16 protein-coding genes are annotated in these 17,521 nt (G+C 43.8%); 11 read left to right on the forward strand and 5 right to left on the reverse strand.

Annotated features, from left to right (window positions below):
- Window positions 1-35 precede the first annotated feature (35 nt).
- The 8 genes from CJD36_RS10490 to CJD36_RS10525 all read left to right on the forward strand — a co-directional run bounded on the left by CJD36_RS10490 (window position 36) and on the right by CJD36_RS10525 (window position 5,690).
- Complete coding sequence (locus tag CJD36_RS10490) at window positions 36-779, forward strand: L,D-transpeptidase family protein (protein ID WP_105039125.1); 744 nt, start codon at window positions 36-38, stop codon at window positions 777-779.
- A 321-nt stretch (window positions 780-1,100) separates the two neighbouring features.
- Window positions 1,101-1,400, forward strand: coding sequence for a hypothetical protein (locus CJD36_RS10495; RefSeq protein WP_105039126.1), 300 nt, complete (start codon window positions 1,101-1,103; stop codon window positions 1,398-1,400).
- A gap of 42 nt (window positions 1,401-1,442) precedes the next feature.
- Window positions 1,443-2,057 carry a MerR family transcriptional regulator gene (locus CJD36_RS10500; protein ID WP_105039127.1) on the forward strand — a complete coding sequence of 205 codons (615 nt, stop codon included), beginning with the start codon at window positions 1,443-1,445 and terminating at the stop codon, window positions 2,055-2,057.
- 6 nt (window positions 2,058-2,063) lie between these two features.
- Window positions 2,064-2,591 (forward strand): thioredoxin family protein, encoded by a 528-nt coding sequence (locus CJD36_RS10505; RefSeq protein WP_105039128.1) that lies wholly within the window; start codon window positions 2,064-2,066, stop codon window positions 2,589-2,591.
- A 65-nt stretch (window positions 2,592-2,656) separates the two neighbouring features.
- Entirely contained in the window at window positions 2,657-4,141 is a 1,485-nt protein-coding gene (gene hutH / locus CJD36_RS10510) for a histidine ammonia-lyase (RefSeq protein ID WP_105039129.1), read from the forward strand.
- A gap of 3 nt (window positions 4,142-4,144) precedes the next feature.
- Window positions 4,145-4,390 carry a hypothetical protein gene (locus CJD36_RS10515; protein ID WP_105039130.1) on the forward strand — a complete coding sequence of 82 codons (246 nt, stop codon included), beginning with the start codon at window positions 4,145-4,147 and terminating at the stop codon, window positions 4,388-4,390.
- A 2-nt stretch (window positions 4,391-4,392) separates the two neighbouring features.
- Window positions 4,393-5,298, forward strand: a complete 906-nt coding sequence (locus CJD36_RS10520; protein WP_105039131.1) for a hypothetical protein — start codon at window positions 4,393-4,395, stop codon at window positions 5,296-5,298.
- A gap of 26 nt (window positions 5,299-5,324) precedes the next feature.
- Window positions 5,325-5,690: a DUF1801 domain-containing protein gene (locus CJD36_RS10525; RefSeq protein WP_105039132.1), complete on the forward strand. Its 366-nt coding sequence runs from the start codon at window positions 5,325-5,327 to the stop codon at window positions 5,688-5,690.
- A gap of 50 nt (window positions 5,691-5,740) precedes the next feature.
- Here the strand turns inward: CJD36_RS10525 and CJD36_RS10530 are convergent, their stop codons facing one another.
- Entirely contained in the window at window positions 5,741-6,886 is a 1,146-nt protein-coding gene (locus tag CJD36_RS10530) for a fatty acid desaturase family protein (protein ID WP_105039133.1), read from the reverse strand.
- 350 nt (window positions 6,887-7,236) lie between these two features.
- Here CJD36_RS10530 and CJD36_RS10535 point away from each other — a divergent pair, with 350 nt between their 5' ends.
- The 3 genes from CJD36_RS10535 to CJD36_RS10545 all read left to right on the forward strand — a co-directional run bounded on the left by CJD36_RS10535 (window position 7,237) and on the right by CJD36_RS10545 (window position 13,733).
- A complete protein-coding gene (locus tag CJD36_RS10535) occupies window positions 7,237-8,211 on the forward strand; it encodes an aldo/keto reductase (RefSeq protein WP_105039134.1) in 975 nt (324 codons plus the stop codon).
- Window positions 8,212-8,338: 127 nt separating this feature from the next.
- Window positions 8,339-9,187 carry a T9SS type A sorting domain-containing protein gene (locus CJD36_RS10540; protein ID WP_105039135.1) on the forward strand — a complete coding sequence of 283 codons (849 nt, stop codon included), beginning with the start codon at window positions 8,339-8,341 and terminating at the stop codon, window positions 9,185-9,187.
- Between the two features lie 181 nt (window positions 9,188-9,368).
- Window positions 9,369-13,733 (forward strand): PAS domain S-box protein, encoded by a 4,365-nt coding sequence (locus CJD36_RS10545; protein WP_105039136.1) that lies wholly within the window; start codon window positions 9,369-9,371, stop codon window positions 13,731-13,733.
- Window positions 13,734-13,768: 35 nt separating this feature from the next.
- On the opposite strand, the gene nth is transcribed toward CJD36_RS10545, so the two are convergent.
- The 4 genes from nth to CJD36_RS10565 all read right to left on the reverse strand — a co-directional run bounded on the left by nth (window position 13,769) and on the right by CJD36_RS10565 (window position 17,508).
- Window positions 13,769-14,440: an endonuclease III gene (nth, locus tag CJD36_RS10550; protein ID WP_105039137.1), complete on the reverse strand. Its 672-nt coding sequence runs from the start codon at window positions 14,438-14,440 to the stop codon at window positions 13,769-13,771.
- A 119-nt stretch (window positions 14,441-14,559) separates the two neighbouring features.
- On the reverse strand, window positions 14,560-15,804 hold the full coding sequence (locus CJD36_RS10555) for a DUF1015 domain-containing protein (RefSeq protein ID WP_105039138.1): 1,245 nt from the start codon (window positions 15,802-15,804) through the stop codon (window positions 14,560-14,562).
- Window positions 15,805-15,869: 65 nt separating this feature from the next.
- On the reverse strand, window positions 15,870-16,946 hold the full coding sequence (gene serC, locus CJD36_RS10560) for a 3-phosphoserine/phosphohydroxythreonine transaminase (RefSeq protein WP_105039139.1): 1,077 nt from the start codon (window positions 16,944-16,946) through the stop codon (window positions 15,870-15,872).
- Window positions 16,921-17,508: a DUF502 domain-containing protein gene (locus tag CJD36_RS10565; RefSeq protein WP_105039140.1), complete on the reverse strand. Its 588-nt coding sequence runs from the start codon at window positions 17,506-17,508 to the stop codon at window positions 16,921-16,923. Before CJD36_RS10565 ends, serC begins: the two co-directional genes overlap by 26 nt.
- Window positions 17,509-17,521: the final 13 nt, after the last annotated feature.

Consider the following 17,521-nt stretch of genomic DNA (forward strand, 5'->3'; position numbering starts at 1 on the left):
AAAGAATAGTTTCGCCCATCCGGTACAATACTAGAATGACAACATCTGCCATCAGAAAGATATTTATAACAGTAGGAACGCTGATGATATTGTGCTGTATTTACTCGGGCAATACTTATGCCCAGCAAAAGCCTGCTCCGCAGCAACCGATCATCGAAAAGCCTATTCCCAAGCTCATCAACTTTAAAGTGCTGGAAGAATATAAAGATGGCAAAGGGAATATGATCCGCGTTATCCAGTACGATAAAGGGAATATGCGCGTCACAGAAACAATCATAAAGCCCATAATACCCACATTCAACCTACACAAACCGATAAAAGGCGACACCCTGATCAAAGATTCTGTTTACCTTATGGTCAGCAAATCGAGATACAGAGTAGAGGTGTATTATAAGAACAGGATGATACGCTCATACGCAGCCGTATTTGGGCCACGGCCGCTCGAAAATAAATGCATGGAAGGCGACAGGTGCACGCCTGAAGGCTGGTATAAGATAAAAATGAAAAATCCGGCATCGCAGTACAATAAATTCATGCTGCTCGACTATCCCAACGATACTACAGTTAAGCGGTTCTCCGTATTAAAAGAAAAAGGGTCTGTACCGGCTACTGCCAAAATGGGCGGTAACGTTGGCATACACGGCATATGGAAAGGTGGCGATGACATGATAGAACTAGGCGTAGGCTGGACAGACGGCTGCGTAGCCCTCAAAAATGCCGACGTAGATGAACTCTACACCTTTGTTGGCGTAGGCACGAGAGTGTGCATAAAAAGGTAGTTGAGTAACCTCAAACACACGAATGTCGTGCTGAGCTGCACGTTTACACTGAGTTTATCGAAGTGAAGTGCGACATTCACACGGGACATATTCGTTTTGAGACACATCAACCATCATAGCCTGTCATTCAATCATACCCATCACAGTTCAAACAGACACCCCCCCAAATGTGAATAACTCAAAACATATCCACGCATTTTCAAGTGGCTGTATCGCCTGCCCATAGCGGGTTTCAGCTCAATTTTACGCAAAAAATGTTGATATCTTCTCCCGAAACATTTTGGAACACAATTTACCTTTGAGCCATAAATCCCTTTTTCTATGCGTGGCAAAAAATTATTTAACGACGTTATTAAAAACGATACCGAACTTCGCAAGGGCAGAAACGATGAGCTGCTTGTAAAAAGAAACAATTGTATGATCGCCCGTTATTATTACTACGGGTATTTTAAAGAAAAGTGTTTTGAAGAGATCATACAATTGCTTGTTGCTGACTTTTTTATATCACCTTTGCGCATTGCCAGGATAGTGCAGGAAAACAGCGATAAAATAAAAGAACTGAAAGACAAAAGAGTATCGGTTTACCTGTTGCAGCAGCACTTTCCGCAGTACAGGTGGTGAGGCATTTTTAAGCAATAAAAAAGTATTTTGTAACTTGTAGCCATGAGCGAAAGGATCATAACCTTATTTGGTGAGGAAATAGTACCCGAACAAATAAAACCGGTAGCGAAAAGCCGCGCCAAAAAGAAAGACGACGAGAAGAAAGAAGATGAGGGAAATGAAGAATCGATCAAGACTGAGTCTGTAATACCGGAAGCCGCGGCGCCACAGGCAGTTGTTGCCGAAGTGGCGGAAACAATACCAACACCCGTTACCGAAGAGTTACCGGAAGTAGAAAAACCAAAGACAGCAGCTAAAAAGAAAGAAACAGACGCACTCAAACTGCCGGAAGACTGGAAAGGCGACGGAAAGCAATATTTTTCTATAGGAGAAGTAGCGGAGGTATTCAAAGTAAAAACATCACATATCCGCTTCTGGACAAACGAGTTTAAACTCAATGTACGTACTACCCGCAAAGGCGATCGACTTTACACCGAAGACCAGATAAAAGAGTTGCGCGCCATTCACCACCTTGTGAAAGAAAGAGGGTTTACCCTTACGGGAGCAAAAACCAAACTGAAGACCCAGAACAAAATGGATGTGGAAACAGTAGACCTGAAAAAATCACTTATGTCCCTTCGCAATAAGTTACTGGCCATAAGGAATCAATTGAAATAACCAACCATGAGAATAGTAGCGCTTATAGCCCTGTTGATAATGTCTGCAACAGCCAAAGCACAGAATATGCCCCTAAGATATACCAATAGCATAGACAGCATAAACGGAAGTGTGATATACCGGGGCCTCATTGGCTTTGACGATCTGCAAAAAGACACCACATTTCATTGGTACACAACCGGCGTTGCAGACTATACCCCGAAGAAAAAGCACATCAAAAAACTGAAGCCGGCATTGTCGGCATATTCTATGGTGGTGGTTATGGGCACCTGGTGTGGCGACTCTAAAGACCTCATACCCAAACTACACAATGTACTCATGGCGGCAGAATACCCCATGGCAAAAGTAACCCTATACGGAGTAGACCGTGCAAAGACAGCAGGCAACGGCATAGAAAAAACATACAATATCACCCGTGTACCAACCATAATTCTATTTGACGGAACAAAAGAAATAGGCCGGATAACAGAAAGCGTGGAGAAGAGCATGGAAGCCGATCTGAGATCGATAATAGAACAGCAGAAGAAAAACTAGATCATATTAAAAGTGCATTGGGCCTTGCCACTATGTACTATATACTAAATACTAACTACTAAAAAATGGAATTACCGGAGCACATATCCATTGGCTTTTTTAAAAGCAAAAAGGATAAATTAGCTATTTCAGCCGCCGCAAAAGGCCGCATAGACACTAACCGCGCTTACCTCGACAACATATTGCAGCAAGGGAATACCTACTATGGTATCAACACCGGCTTCGGCTCGCTCTGCAATGTGCGCATTAAAGATGATGAGTTGTCTCAACTACAGGAAAACCTCGTTACATCGCACTCATGCGGCATGGGCGATGAAGTACCTGAAGAGATCGTGCGCCTCATGTTATTGCTCAAGGTTCACGGGCTTAGCCAGGGTTACAGCGGTGTACGCACAGAAATAGTGCAGCGACTGGTAGATTTCTATAACCTCGGTATTCATCCGCGTGTGTTTGAATTAGGCTCACTCGGTGCTTCGGGCGATCTGGCTCCGCTGGCACATATGAGTCTGCCTATCTTAGGCTTGGGCGAAGTGCGCTACAAAGGAGAAATAATGCCTGCTACAAAAGCACTGGAAATAGTTGGACTGAAACCAATGAGTCTCGCTGCCAAAGAAGGGCTGGCATTGCTTAATGGCACTCAGTTCATGAGCTCTTACATTACCTGGTCACTCACGCAGGCAAAGCGCCTGCTGATTTGGGCTGATGTTATCGCAGCACTCTCTGCCGATGCGTTTATGGCTAAGAACGAACCATTCCGTCATGCCATTCATCGTGTCCGTCCGCACAAAGGCCAGCTCGATACTGCTGCACGTATGTTGCAACTGCTTGCTGATAGTGAGATACAGAGTGTGCCTAAAGAGCAGGTGCAGGATCCGTACTCTTTCCGCTGTATACCGCAGGTACATGGTGCTACAAAAGATGTAGTAGATATGGCTGCCGGTGTGGTAGAAACAGAGATCAACTCAGTAACAGATAACCCGATCGTTTTCCACGACGAAGACGCTATTGTGAGTGGCGGTAATTTCCACGGACAACCATTAGCGCTTCAGGCCGACTTCCTGGCAATAGCCATGGCAGAGCTGGGCAATATATCTGAACGCAGAACTTATTTATTAGTAAGTGGCCAGCGTGGCCTGCCGCCATTCCTCGCCCCTGAGGCAGGATTGAACAGCGGTTTCATGATCGCCCAGTACACCGCAGCAGCCATAGTAAGCCAGAGCAAACAATATTGCACACCGGCATCTATAGACAGCATTGTAAGCAGCAACGGACAGGAAGACCACGTGAGCATGGGCGCAAACGCGGCCGTAAAACTCCGCAAAGTCATCATGAACGTGCAGCGTGTATTAGCAATAGAGCTACTTACCGCCGCACAGGCCCTCGAATTCCGCAGACCAAAGAAAACATCACCCGCCCTCGAAAAGCTGATGAACGAACTGCGAAAGACAACCTCTTTCATGGCCAAAGACACCATCTTGCACGAAGGCCTGATAGCAGCAGAAAGGTTCCTCGATAAGGATCCTGAAGAAGTAACAGGTATGAAATTTTAAGCAATGAAGAAGCCGGGAATAATAGTATTAAAGCATCTGGTTCTTTGGCTATTATTCTCGGCTATATACATCTTAATATCTGAGCAACTAACAAAGCGGATCTTCTCAGGCATAGACTACGACGTGGAGCAATGGTTGCTGGTAGCGATCGTGGGCCTCTTACTCATATTCACCATCACTGTTTTTTCGCTAGTCGTTAGTTTGTTGAAGAATAGAAAAAGAAGAAAATTAAAAGCCGATAGATCTTAACTATGCATCAACCCAACTACATCATCCTCCAATGTTACGGCTACGAAGCCGTATTCTTAGAGTGTGCCTATGCGTTGATGTCATTGTCAAGACTATACAAGCCCGAAGAGCTCACTAATACCGAGATCTGGGTCTATACAGATAAGCCGGAGTGGTTCGATCGCTTTGCCGATTGTCCTTTACCGCTACACTTCCGCAAGATGGATGCTGCGCTGATAAAACAATGGCGCGGAGATATCGACTTTGTGCACCGCATAAAAATTGAACTCCTTCTCGACTTTACTGAGACCCGCACGGGTAACATACTCTATGCCGATACCGATATGGTATTCCTGCAAAAGCTGGATGATGTATGGAATGGCCTAGCCCCTGGCGAACTATACATGCACATGCAGGAAGGCAAGATCAGCGAAAAGGGTAATCCATTGTTCCGCAAGCTCGACACATTCCTGCGTAGCGGCAAAGCAATAAAAACAGAAGGCACACCACTCTATGATCTGTATATGTGGAATGCCGGCATCCTTGGTTTCCATAGCAGCCACCGCGAACTCTTGCAGAAGGCCCTGGAGTACACGGATAGCGAACACCCTAAATTCCCCAAACATATTATAGAGCAATTCGCATTCTCCATACAGTTCGGCAGCAAGGGCAATATCAAGTCAGCACTGCCATATGCTTTGCACTACTGGAATATGAAGGAACTCCGCCAGATCATCGCCTCATTCCTGCAATACTTTGATGGCAAACCATGGGCCGATCTTGTGCGCTACAGCTCACTCTTACAGCCATACATACTGGTTACTGAAAAGAACATGTTCCTGCAAAACCGCTCCTTTACTGAGAAGGTACTCAACAAAAAGTGGGTGCCTGCGATGCCCAACTGGGAGTTGTTGGAAAAGCAGATATAACCGGCGAATCAGGATAATTAAATAAAATGAGCGTAGACACCATACTTTCCAAATACAGTGAGCCAATAGCAGAGCTTGGTTACAAGTTGCGCGCCTTTATTATATCCCAGTTGCCCGATGTACAGGAAGAGGCCGACCTGTTTGGCAACATTATAGGGTACGGCTATGGACCAGGGTATAAGAATATGATCTGCACCATTATACCATCAAAGGCAATGATGAAGATAGGGTTTTATAAAGGCAGTGAATTGCCAGACCCTTTCGGGTTGCTTGCCGGCAGCGGTAAAGTGCACAAGTATGTAGAGATAAAGAACGAGACAGATCTTAGGCATCCCGCGGTTGCAGCATTATTGGCGGAAGGACTGAAGGCGTGGCAGGAGCGGACAAAATAAAAGAGGATGCCATTTTGGGACACCCTCTTAAAAATATTGTCGGCATTATCTTATGCTTCCTGCAAAACCAGATCGGCTGCTTTTACATCAGATTCTTTAATTTTTGTTGCCTGTGGCGGAACCTCTTGTGGTTTCTGACCGAGAGACTTCATAAACCTGTAGTGAGAGCCAATAGCAGCCCACATGGTAGGCATGGCGTGGTAGTCTACATTATACTCTTTACACTTCTGCTCTACTATTTTGCTTACTTCCGGGTAGTGTACATGACTGATACGCGGGAAAAGGTGATGCTCTACCTGATAGTTAAGTCCACCTACATACCATGATATAACCTTATTGCCACGAGCAAAATCTGCTGTTGTCTTTAACTGATGAACAGCCCACTCGTTTTCGATTACCTTATCATCAGCACCAGAGAATTCAAATTCTGTTTCTTCAACCACGTGAGCCAACTGAAATACTACAGACAAAGACATACCCAAGGCCACATTCATAGCCAGGTAACCTACAGCCCATGTACTTACGCCAACCAGGTAAATAGGTAATGCTATGTAAAAGGCAACATACATCACTTTGCTGATCCAGAAAATAGCATGTTCTTTTGTGTCCATTTTTTTCAGCGGTGTAGTGTACACCATCTTGCTACCATACTTAACAAAGTCGGTAACGAATATCCAGAGGATAGAGCTGAGTGCGTAGGCCAGCCAAAGGTAGATGTGCTGCACCTTATGTGCAGGTTTCCATACCTGTGTAGAACACTGGCGGATTACCGGGCTTTTTGCAATGTCATCATCAATACCATCTACATTGGTGTACGTGTGGTGAATGATGTTGTGTTTTTGCCTCCAGATGAATGCATTACTTCCCAATGCGTTAAGTGTAAGACCCAAAAGATCATTCACCCATTTCTTACTGGAGTAGCTGCCGTGGTTGGCATCGTGCATTACATTAAACCCTACACCTGCAAGGGTAAGTCCTAAAACCATGCTTAATGCAATTCCAGCAAATGCTGTAAAATGAAAAGTCAGCAGAGATAAATATAAACCTATCGAGAGCGATATCAGAATAACAGTTTTTGCATAAAGTTTCCAATTGCCAGTTTTCTCAATTCCGTTCTTAGTAAAATAACCATCCACCTCAGTTTTCAGCGCCTGAAAAAAAACTGCCTTCTTGTTGTTATATGTGAGTTTTGCCATACGTAGAAGTAAAAATAGTCAATTAAATCCGTTACACTTGTTTAACACACTGTTATTAGCTATATATTAACCTAATGAATAGCCAATATATTTTAAGTAACCGGCTAAAATAAGCCACTTACCCCGGCGAGCAAAACATTAAAAAGCAGCTAAATCTTTTCCATAAACAGGGAAAGCCCTCAAAGCATTGCTTTTTAGAGTGTTGCAGTAAAAGTAAAACACAAAGGGATATTGGAGAACGGTATTGATAAAAATTATAGCACTGAACTAAATAAACGCATAATTTCAATCATCAGTTAAGAAGCTGCGGTAAAAACAAACAGAGCACTTACGGTGTTAAAAATGATATTATGGAATATAGAAGGCTTGGCAGAACAGGTTTACAGTTGAGTGTATTGTCTTACGGGTCGTGGGTTACCTTTCATCAACAGGTGGGTGATAACCTGGGCGATAAGCTGATGGGATTAGCATACGACAATGGCATCAACTTCTTTGACAATGCAGAGGCATATGAAGGAGGTAAGAGTGAAGAAGTGATGGGCAGGATACTCAAGAACAAAAACTGGGACCGTACAACCTACTGTATATCAAGCAAGGCATTCTTTGGTATGTATGGCAAAAATAACAAGCCAACACAGCGGGGCCTGAGCCGTAAACACCTTACAGAAGCCTGCCACATGGCACTGAAAAGGATGCAGATGGACTACCTTGACCTTTTTTATTGCCACCGGCCCGACCCTGAAGTGGGCATGGAAGAAATAGTAAGAACAATGAATACCCTGATAGCGCAAGGAAAGATACTCTACTGGGGCACCAGTGAGTGGAGTGCCGGAGATATTTTGGAAGCCAATGCCGTAGCTAAGGGTCTTGGACTGGAAGGACCAGCGATGGAGCAGCCACAATACAATTTGTTTGAGCGACAGAAAATGGAAAATGACTACCTGCCGGTGTTTAAAGAGGTAGGAATAGGAACAACTATATGGAGCCCGCTGGCATCGGGGTTACTGACAGGCAAGTATAATGATGGCGTGCCGGAAGGATCGCGGCTGTCAATAGAAAAATACGGATGGCTGAAGGAAGCTGCCCTGCAGGAAGAACGCGTGGAGAAAGTAAGGCAGTTGAAAACAATAGCTGATGAATTAAATACCTCTCTCTCAGCACTCTCTGTTGCATGGACAATACACAATCCTAATGTGACCACCACAATTTTGGGTGCTACAAAGGAAGAGCAACTTACAGAAAACCTTAAAGCGCTTGATCTTTACCCTATGCTGACTACCGAGGTGATGGACAGGATGGATAAAATAATGGGTACAAAACCATAACTGCTTTTGTGGATTTGTGGCGAACACACATTTTTTAGTTGCCAAAACGAGCAGGGTTTGTTTCTAACACATTTATTCTCAATCGATTATATTTACATTTGCGTGACAAAAACAAACAACCACGTAGATGAAAAAAAGAGCTTTACTTCTTCCTTTGGCAGGTATTTTCCTGTATGTTACATTATCTAGTTATGCGTCTGGGTATGGTTCAAATAGAACAGGTAGCCACGGTAGTACAGTAGGTTGTGGTAGTTGCCATGGCTCTACAGCATCAGGCATTGCAGTAACATTCGAGCTTGATTCTGCAGGCACACCGGTTACCCGTTACAAGCCGGGCATGTCGTATACCCTGAAAATGACAGGTACGAACAACACTACCGCAACCAATCTTAATGGATTTGGTTGTCAGTTGTCTGTTATTTCAGGATCAGGAACATCATCTGTAAACGCAGGTACTATGTCTGGTGCGCCAGCCAGTACCGGCTTTAACGCGGGCACCGGCGGAATAAACTTCTTAGAACATTCAAGCCGTATAGCAGCAACTACCGGTGGTGGAGCTGTAGGCAGCACATATGTCATTTCTGTAAGCTGGACAGCTCCTGCAGCTGGTACTGGTACGGTAAAGGCATATGGTCTTATTAATGCTGTAAATTGCAATGGTAACGATGGTGGCGGAGACTACTGGAACAGCGCAAACACTTCATTTACAGAATTGCCTGCCGGAGCCAATGTAAGCGTAGCAAATGTTACCCTTTCGGATTTGAATGTTTACCCTAATCCGGTAAATAACATACTGAACATATCGGGCTACCAGGGTGCAATCGCCATTTTTGATGTTAATGGAAAAGTTGTTGCTACAGAAAATGCAACTAATGCCAATACGATGATCAATACATCGGCATGGGCTGCAGGTATGTATATGGTAACGCTTCAGAACAATGGCATTGTTACAACAAGAACTATTGTTAAGAACTAGAGTTAGAAAATTAATTTAATACAGCTCCCGGATCCATCCGGGAGCTTTTTTGTGGTGTATACTCCATTAGTTTGTCAAGAATTATAAATGTTAAGACTATACAAATTATATAAACATTTCTATTGAATTGGTTAATGCAGGCAAGCTATAGGCTATTTTTAAATGCTTACATTTGTTTATAATGAAAAAATTTCCGTACCCGGGTAATGAGAAAGAGCGTGTACAAGCGCTAAGAGATTACCAGGTTTTAGATACACTAAGTGAGGTTGAATACGACCGGCTCACCCAGCTTGCTTCGCTTATATGCGATGCTCCTATTTCTTTAGTGTCATTAATAGACGAAAACCGACAGTGGTTCAAATCAAAAGTAGGTATAGATGTAAATGAGACGGAAAGAGAGATCGCGTTTTGTAGTCATGCCATAATGGGGGAGACTTTATTTGAAGTGGAAGACGCTACACGTGATGAGCGATTTGCGGGGAATCCATTGGTAACATCTGCACCAGAGATACGGTTTTATGCAGGCTATCCGCTGATAGATAAGAAAGGCTATGCATTAGGTACTCTTTGCGTAATTGACCACAAGCCACGTAAGCTTACAGAGAAGCAGGAACAAGCATTAAAACTACTGGCAGAGCAGGTAATAGAGCTGATAGTTAATAACCGTAAGAATATAGAGCTGGATCATTTTGAAAAACTGTTCCACCTTTCGGAAGATGTGATAGCGATAGCTGGAGTGGATGGGTTTTTCAGGAAGATCAATCCGGCATTTACAACAGTACTCGGCTGGAATGCTGAGGATATTAAAACGGTCTCCTTCTTCGATCTCCTTCATGCGGAGGACAACATTTTCATTCAAAAAGAGCTGGAAAGGTTATACAGGGGCGAATCAACGATAAACTTTACCAACAGGTTCAAAACAAAAAATAACGAATACCGGATAATGGAGTGGGTGGCCACTCTGGAACGCGAGACACAAAATATATTTGTGATAGCCCGCGATGTTACAGAGGAGAAAAAGAAGGCACAGCAACTGCATACGAGTGAGAATAAGTTACGGGCGTTTTTTGAACATTCACAGGGCCTCATGTGTACGCACGATATGGAGGGCAACTTCATAACAGTGAACGCATCGGGCGCGGCACTGGTGGGGTATACTGTAGATGAAGTAAACCATATGACCCTTTTTGACATTACGCCACCCCTTCATCACGATTCCATAAGAAAATACCTTACAGATATTGCTGTTAATAGCGTCTCTAAGGGACTAATGACCACTCTTCATAAAGATGGGTCGCCCAGGATATGGATGTATAACAATGTAGTGGAAACAGATACCGATGGCAATAAATACGTTATTGGTAATTCAATAGATATTACAGAAAGATATCGCCTGGAGAAAGACCTGGTAAAAACGAAAGAAGCGCTTGAACAGATAAATAGTGTGGCGCATGTAGGAGGTTGGGAACTGAATATAACAAAGAATAAGCTTTACTGGTCTGATATAACAAAAGAGATACATGGCGTAGGGCTGGAGTATGAACCTGATGTGGAAAGCGCTATTAACTTTTATAAGGAAGGTGAAAGCAGAGATAAGATAGCACAAGCTGTGCGAGACGGAATGGAACAAGGCAAGGGCTGGAGCCTGGAGCTGCAGATAATTACGCAGGGGGGAAAAGAATTGTGGGTAAGAGCAGAGGGGCAGGCAAAATTTGAAAACGGGAAGTGCGTAGCGCTGTATGGCATACTGCAGGATATTGATGTGCAAAAGAAAGTAGATCTGGAGATAGCCAGATCGAGAAAGCAACTAAATGATGTCTTACAAGCGGCTACAGATGTATCGATAATAGCTACAGATGCACAGGGGGTGATAACCGTATTTAATAAAGGTGCGGAGAATATGCTTGGCTATACCGCCGAAGAAATGGTAGGTAAGGAAACACCCGCTAAATTCAACGATATTGCAGAGTTACAGCAACGGGGTATGGAGTTGAGCAAAGAGTATAACAGGCGCATAGACGGCCTGCTTACATTTGTATATCCATCGCAGGTGCATGGGCTGGAGCGGCGTGAGTGGACAACTATACGCAAAGATGGCACACGTTTTATTTCATCTATTGTAATGACCACCATTAGGGATGACAAAGATGAAATTATCGGCTACCTGGGAATAGGCACAGATGTGTCGGACAAGAAGAAAGCCGAGCTTGCGTTTATCAATGAACAATCGAGACTAAAAGCATTTGTAGAACATGCGCCGGCAGCTGTGGCTATGTTTGACAGGGATGTAAAATATATTGCGGCCAGTAACAGGTGGATGGAAGAATACCATATACCTGGTAAAGATATTATTGGCCTATCTCACTATGAGGTATTCCCAAATGTATCTGGTGACTGGAAAGCGATACACCAACGAGGGCTTAATGGAGAAGTAAACAAAAATGATGAAGAGGTATGGCGGCCGGAAGGTTGGGATCATGACCAATATCTTAAATGGGAAGTGCGCCCATGGTATCTTGCAGACGGTACTATAGGTGGCATAATGATGTTTACACAGGATATTACTGAAGCCTGCCTGCAGCGTGAAGAATTGAGACTTGCCAAGAGAAATGCGGAACTGGCTAATGTGGCCAAATCGGAATTTCTTGCCAACATGAGTCATGAGATACGAACACCACTTAATGGTGTGATAGGGTTTACAGACCTGCTGTTGAAAACAGATCTCAACGAAACACAGCAACAATACTTATCGATAGTTAACCACTCTGCCAATGCATTGCTGAGTATAATCAATGACATTCTTGACTTCTCTAAAATAGAAGCCGGTAAACTGGAACTGGATATTGAGAAGTGCGATGTCTATGAGCTGGCAAGTGAAGCGTCTGATATCATTACCTACCAGGCACAAAAGAAAGGACTGGAGGTGTTGCTGAATATATCGCCAGACCTTCCCCGCTTTATATGGGCCGACTCTGTAAGGCTGAAACAGGTAATAGTAAACCTACTGGGTAATGCTGTTAAGTTTACATCGCAGGGAGAGATAGAGCTGAAAGTAGAGATGCTTAGCGATTCGAACAAAGAGCAGATCACCTACCGGTTTATGGTGCGTGATACCGGCATTGGTATTAAAGCAGAAATGCAGCAAAAGATATTTGAGGCATTTGCACAGGAAGACCCTTCAACCACCAAGAAGTATGGAGGAACAGGCCTAGGCCTTACTATCTCTAATAAACTGCTTTCTTTAATGGGTAGTAAGCTGAAACTGAAAAGTACACCAGGCAAGGGCAGCACATTTTATTTCGATATTATCTTAAAGTCAGAAGCAGGGGAACCATTGAGTTGGGAGAATATTGATAAGATAAAGAAGGTACTGATAGTTGATGACAATGAGAACAACAGGCTTATTCTGAAGCAAATGCTGCTGTTGAAAAATATTGAGTCGGAAGAGGCGGCCAATGGTTTTGAGGCACTGCAGAAAATGGCCACAGGAGAAAAGTATGATGTGATATTTATGGACTACCATATGCCCTACATGGACGGGTTGGAGACCATTAAAAAGATAAGAGAGAACTTTTATGATACGGCAGAGAAGCAGCCTATATCGCTGCTGCACAGTTCATCGGACGACGAAACGATCATTAAAGCGTGTCATGACCTGAAGGTTAGTAACAGGCTGGTGAAGCCAATAAAAATGCAGGACATGTTCAACTCATTGTCTCGCTTGTTGACTACCGATCTTGGAGAGGTGTCTGTGACACAAGACCGTAACGATAGCAATGACAATGCCATTCATGTGTTGCTGGCAGAAGATAATGAAGTAAATATATTGTTGGCCAAAACCATTATCTACCGCATTGCACCAAGGGCTAAGATCACCGTGGCGGTAAATGGTGCTGAAGCTGTGGCACTCTACAAAAAAGAATTGCCGGATATAATACTGATGGATATACAGATGCCGGAGATGAATGGTTATGAAGCAACAATAAAAATAAGAGAGCAGGAGAAGAAGATTCGTGTACCTATTGTAGCACTTACAGCCGGCAATCTGAAAGGCGAACGAGAGAAGTGCCTGGCGGTGGGTATGGATGACTTTATGGCCAAACCATTTGTTGAAGACACATTGGTAGCACTTTTAGGAAAATGGGTTTGGGGAAAGAAGCCGGTTGAAGCAGTGGCAGAAGATGCTAATGCCTTTTCGGGTAAGCATGCCAAAAAACACTTTGACCCTATGGTGATCAAAGAAAAGTTTGATGTGGATGATGATATACTTAAAGAGATATTGAGGGCAACTATAACGCAACTCAATGAGACGCTTGCCGATCTGAGAGAAAGTGTAGCGACAAAAGATCTGAAAAGAATAAGCGGAGTAGGGCATAAGCTATACGGTACCGCAGTAAGTACCAGCCTGAATGAATTGGCACTGATAGCGGCGCAAATTGAAAAGGTATCGGAATACGATGAAAAAGAGATACAAGGCCTGGTGCATATTGCCGAGAACGAGATAGACCTGGTGCAGGTACTGATAAAAAACAGCAGCAAGTATTAACCCGAATAAAAAATGCTCCACTTCAGGAGCATTTTTTATTTCCTGGTATACGCTGGATCAACAATATATTTCATGTCGCTATTATAATATTTGCATACCTCTTTAAGGCCGCATTCTTCACACTTTGGGCGGTGGGCTACGCATATGTATCGACCATGTAGAATCAACCAATGGTGTGCTATAGCTAATAGCTCTTGTGGCATATTAGCTACCAGTTGTTGTTCTGTCTGTAACGGAGTGGTGGCTTTAACGGTAAGCCCTATGCGTGCAGATACTCTGAACACATGGGTGTCTACCGCCATACCCGGTTTGGCATAAACTACAGATATGATCACATTAGCTGTTTTGCGGCCTACCCCCGGGAGGTCTACCAGTTCTTCTATAGTATCGGGAACAACACCGTGAAACTTATTGACCAGCATATCGGCCATACCTATGAGATGGCGCGTTTTGTTATTGGCAAATGTTACGCTTCTTATATAAGGTTCCACATCTTCAAAGGAGGCTTTTGCCAGTAGTTCGGGCACCGGGTATCGTTCAAATAATGCCGGGGTAACCATATTGATACGCTTATCTGTACACTGTGCAGATAAGATCACAGCTACCAGTAGCTCATACGGATTACTATAGTGCAGCTCTGTTTCTGCAACAGGCATATGCTTCTGAAACCAGTCTAGTACAAACCTGTATCGCTCTTTTTTGGTCATGCTGCAATGTCAATAGAATTGGTGATATAGCCAAGTGGAGCATGAAATGTTTTTGTTGCCGGTAAAACAAAAGGGCAGCATCTCTGCCGCCCTTTCCAAAAATTTTAATTCTGATCTTATTATATTGTATACACCACCAATCCATCTCTAAGCTTAGGTTCGAACCAGGTACTTTTAGGAGGCATTACATTGCCGCTATCGGCCACAGTAAAGAGTTGCTTAATGGTAACCGGATAGATAGAGAAGCCAACAGCCATGTCTTTGCTATCTACTCTTTTCATGATGCCTTCCATGCCGCGTATGCCGCCAACAAAGTCTATACGCTTGTCTGTGCGTTGATCTTTGATGCCGAGCACTTTGTCGAGCAGATTTTGCTGTAGTATGCTTGTATCCAACACAGCTATAGGATCCTTATCATTAAAGGTGCCTGGTTTCGCTATTAATTTATACCACTTGCCGGCTATGTACATACCAAACTCATGAGGCACTGCCGGTTTGAAAGCTGTTGTACCCACTTCTGAAACAGTAAAGTCGGTATCCAACGCCGCCATAAACTGCTCCTGTGTAAGGCCATTAAGGTCTTTAACCACGCGGTTATAATCCATTATTTCCAGCTGGCTTTCGGGGAATATGCAGGTAATGAAATAATTGAATGATTCATTACCATCTACAGAATAACCATTGTCATGCATTTCCTTGCATACCTTGGCTGCTGACGCCGCACGGTGGTGGCCATCGGCTATGTAGGTGCAAGGCACATCATTAGCAAAGCTGTGGGTAATGCTGGCAACCTTTGCGTAGTTATCTACTACCCACATAATGTGGCGGATACCATCGGCGCCGGTAAAATCATATTCCGGTTTGTTGTTGGCTTTCCAGTTGTCTATAATGTCCTGTGCGCTTTTGCAATCGTTGTAAGCAAGAAATACCACACCCGTTTGTGCACCGGTAACGGTAATGTGGCTGATACGATCCTGCTCTTTTTCGGGGCGAGTAAACTCGTGCTTCTTGATAATGCCATTGTTGTAGTCTTCTATTGAAGAACCACAAACAAGACCTGTCTGTGAGCGGCCGTTCATTACCAGCTCATAGATGTAATAGCAAGGCTCGTTGTCTTGTATCAGCGTTTTGTCTTTAATGAAGTTTTCCAGGTTTTCCTTGGCTCTTTCATACACAGGCATGCTATGTACGTCAGTGCTTTCGGGCATGTCTATTTCAGAGCGGGTAACGTGGTAAAAGTTATACTTATCTTTTTTAAACTCACGAGCTTCAGCTACACTTACTACATCGTATGGAAGTGTGGCTACTTCTGCAGCCAGTTCTTTTGTTGGTCTTAGTCCTTTAAATGGAGTGATCTTTGCCATTAATTTATCGTCTTTTATTAAAAATTATTATTGATTACTGACCCTGAGTTATTCAGGCTGCCAAATTAACTATTTGTTTCAAACTTCTTCATTAATTCCACCAATGTGCGTACAGAGGCTACCTCAATGGAGTTATAAATGGATACTCTGAATCCCCCTGTAGACCTATGGCCTTGCAAGCCAATGATATTGTTTTCGGCACAAAGTTCCAGAAAAGCCAGTTCGGTCTCTTTATCCTTCGCCGTAAAGCATATATTCATTTTACTGCGGTGAGCAGGGTTTTGCACGTATCCGGTAAAGAGTTTACTCTCATCAATTGCTTTATACAGTATTTCAGCCTTGTTGTTGTTGTCTGCTTCTATATTGGCAATACCTTTTTCTTTTATCCAGCGCAACATGAGTAGAGAAATGTAAACGCCAGAGACATTAGCGGTGTTAAGTATGCTGTTCTCATGCACCTGTGCCTTATAGTTGAGCATGGGCGGCAGGTGGTTACTGATGCGGGAGAGCATGTCTTTCTTTACGATCACCAATGCTACGCCGGGAGTGCCCAGGTTTTTCTGTGCAGCGGCATAGATAAGATCATATCTGTTATAGTCCCATTTCCTGCTGAATATGTCGCTACTCATATCTGCTATGAGCGGTACGTTTACTTTTGGTATATCGCTGTATTGCGTGCCGTAGATGGTATTGTTGGTAGTAATGTGCAGGTACTTCAGGTGGTTGGGAATATCTGATGGCCACTCTGGCAGGTGGTTGTAATGTGTTGCTCTTGAGCTGCCCATTACCTGTATCTGCCCATAATAGGCACCATATTCCATCGCTTCAGCAGCCCAGTGGCCGCTGTCTATGTATCCTGCTGTATCTCCTGTTGAAAGAAAATTCATAGGGATCATGGAGAACTGCATCCTGCCGCCTCCCTGTAGCCAGAGAACATCGTAGTCATCACCGATCTCACAAAGCTCCTTTACAAGGGCCTTACTCTCTTCTATAATTTCCAGGAACTCAGGACCGCGATGAGGTAGCTCCAATATAGAGATACCTGTGTTTTTATATTTTAAGACTGCATTGGCGGCCTGTTGTAACACTGTTGCAGGCAATGCTGCCGGACCTGCATTAAAGTTGATCTTTTCTTGGTTCATCTTCTGTTGTTGTTACACCTCCGCTTACCGCAAATTTCATTGCCTCACCTGCTGTCATATCTTTCGCAGGCTTTACATTCACCATCTCTGTTATTATTACCCAACCCGATATAGCATAGGCATGTGGCATATACACAGCTACCATTCCTTCCATGCCCAGGTGGGTCATGTCTTTTTGTGTAAGAAACCCTATGCGCCATATATCAGGATTACGGCTCACGCATACCCACACGGGTTTATTGAAACGTTTCTTATCGCCAACGAATGAACCAATAATATCGCGGATGGAGGAGTAGATATACTTCACACCCGGTGTGCTTTCCAGTACGTGGCCAAATGCGTCGAACAACCAACGACCTACGAAGAGCCTTGTGCCCAAATAGCCGATGAGGGTTACCAGCGTAATGATGATGAGGAAGCCAAGACCACGGGGAACGAATGGCACCAGTTTATCTACGCTATCGAAAACAGAATAAAGCAACGCTGCCGTAAGCGCAATGGGGCTTAAAAGGATAAGTCCCTGTAGAAAAGATCTGAATAATATGGCAGCAAGCTTACGCATGGGCGCAAAGGTA

The organism is Flavipsychrobacter stenotrophus (genome assembly GCF_002954265.1).
Classification (GTDB): Bacteria; Bacteroidota; Bacteroidia; order Chitinophagales; family Chitinophagaceae; genus Flavipsychrobacter; species Flavipsychrobacter stenotrophus.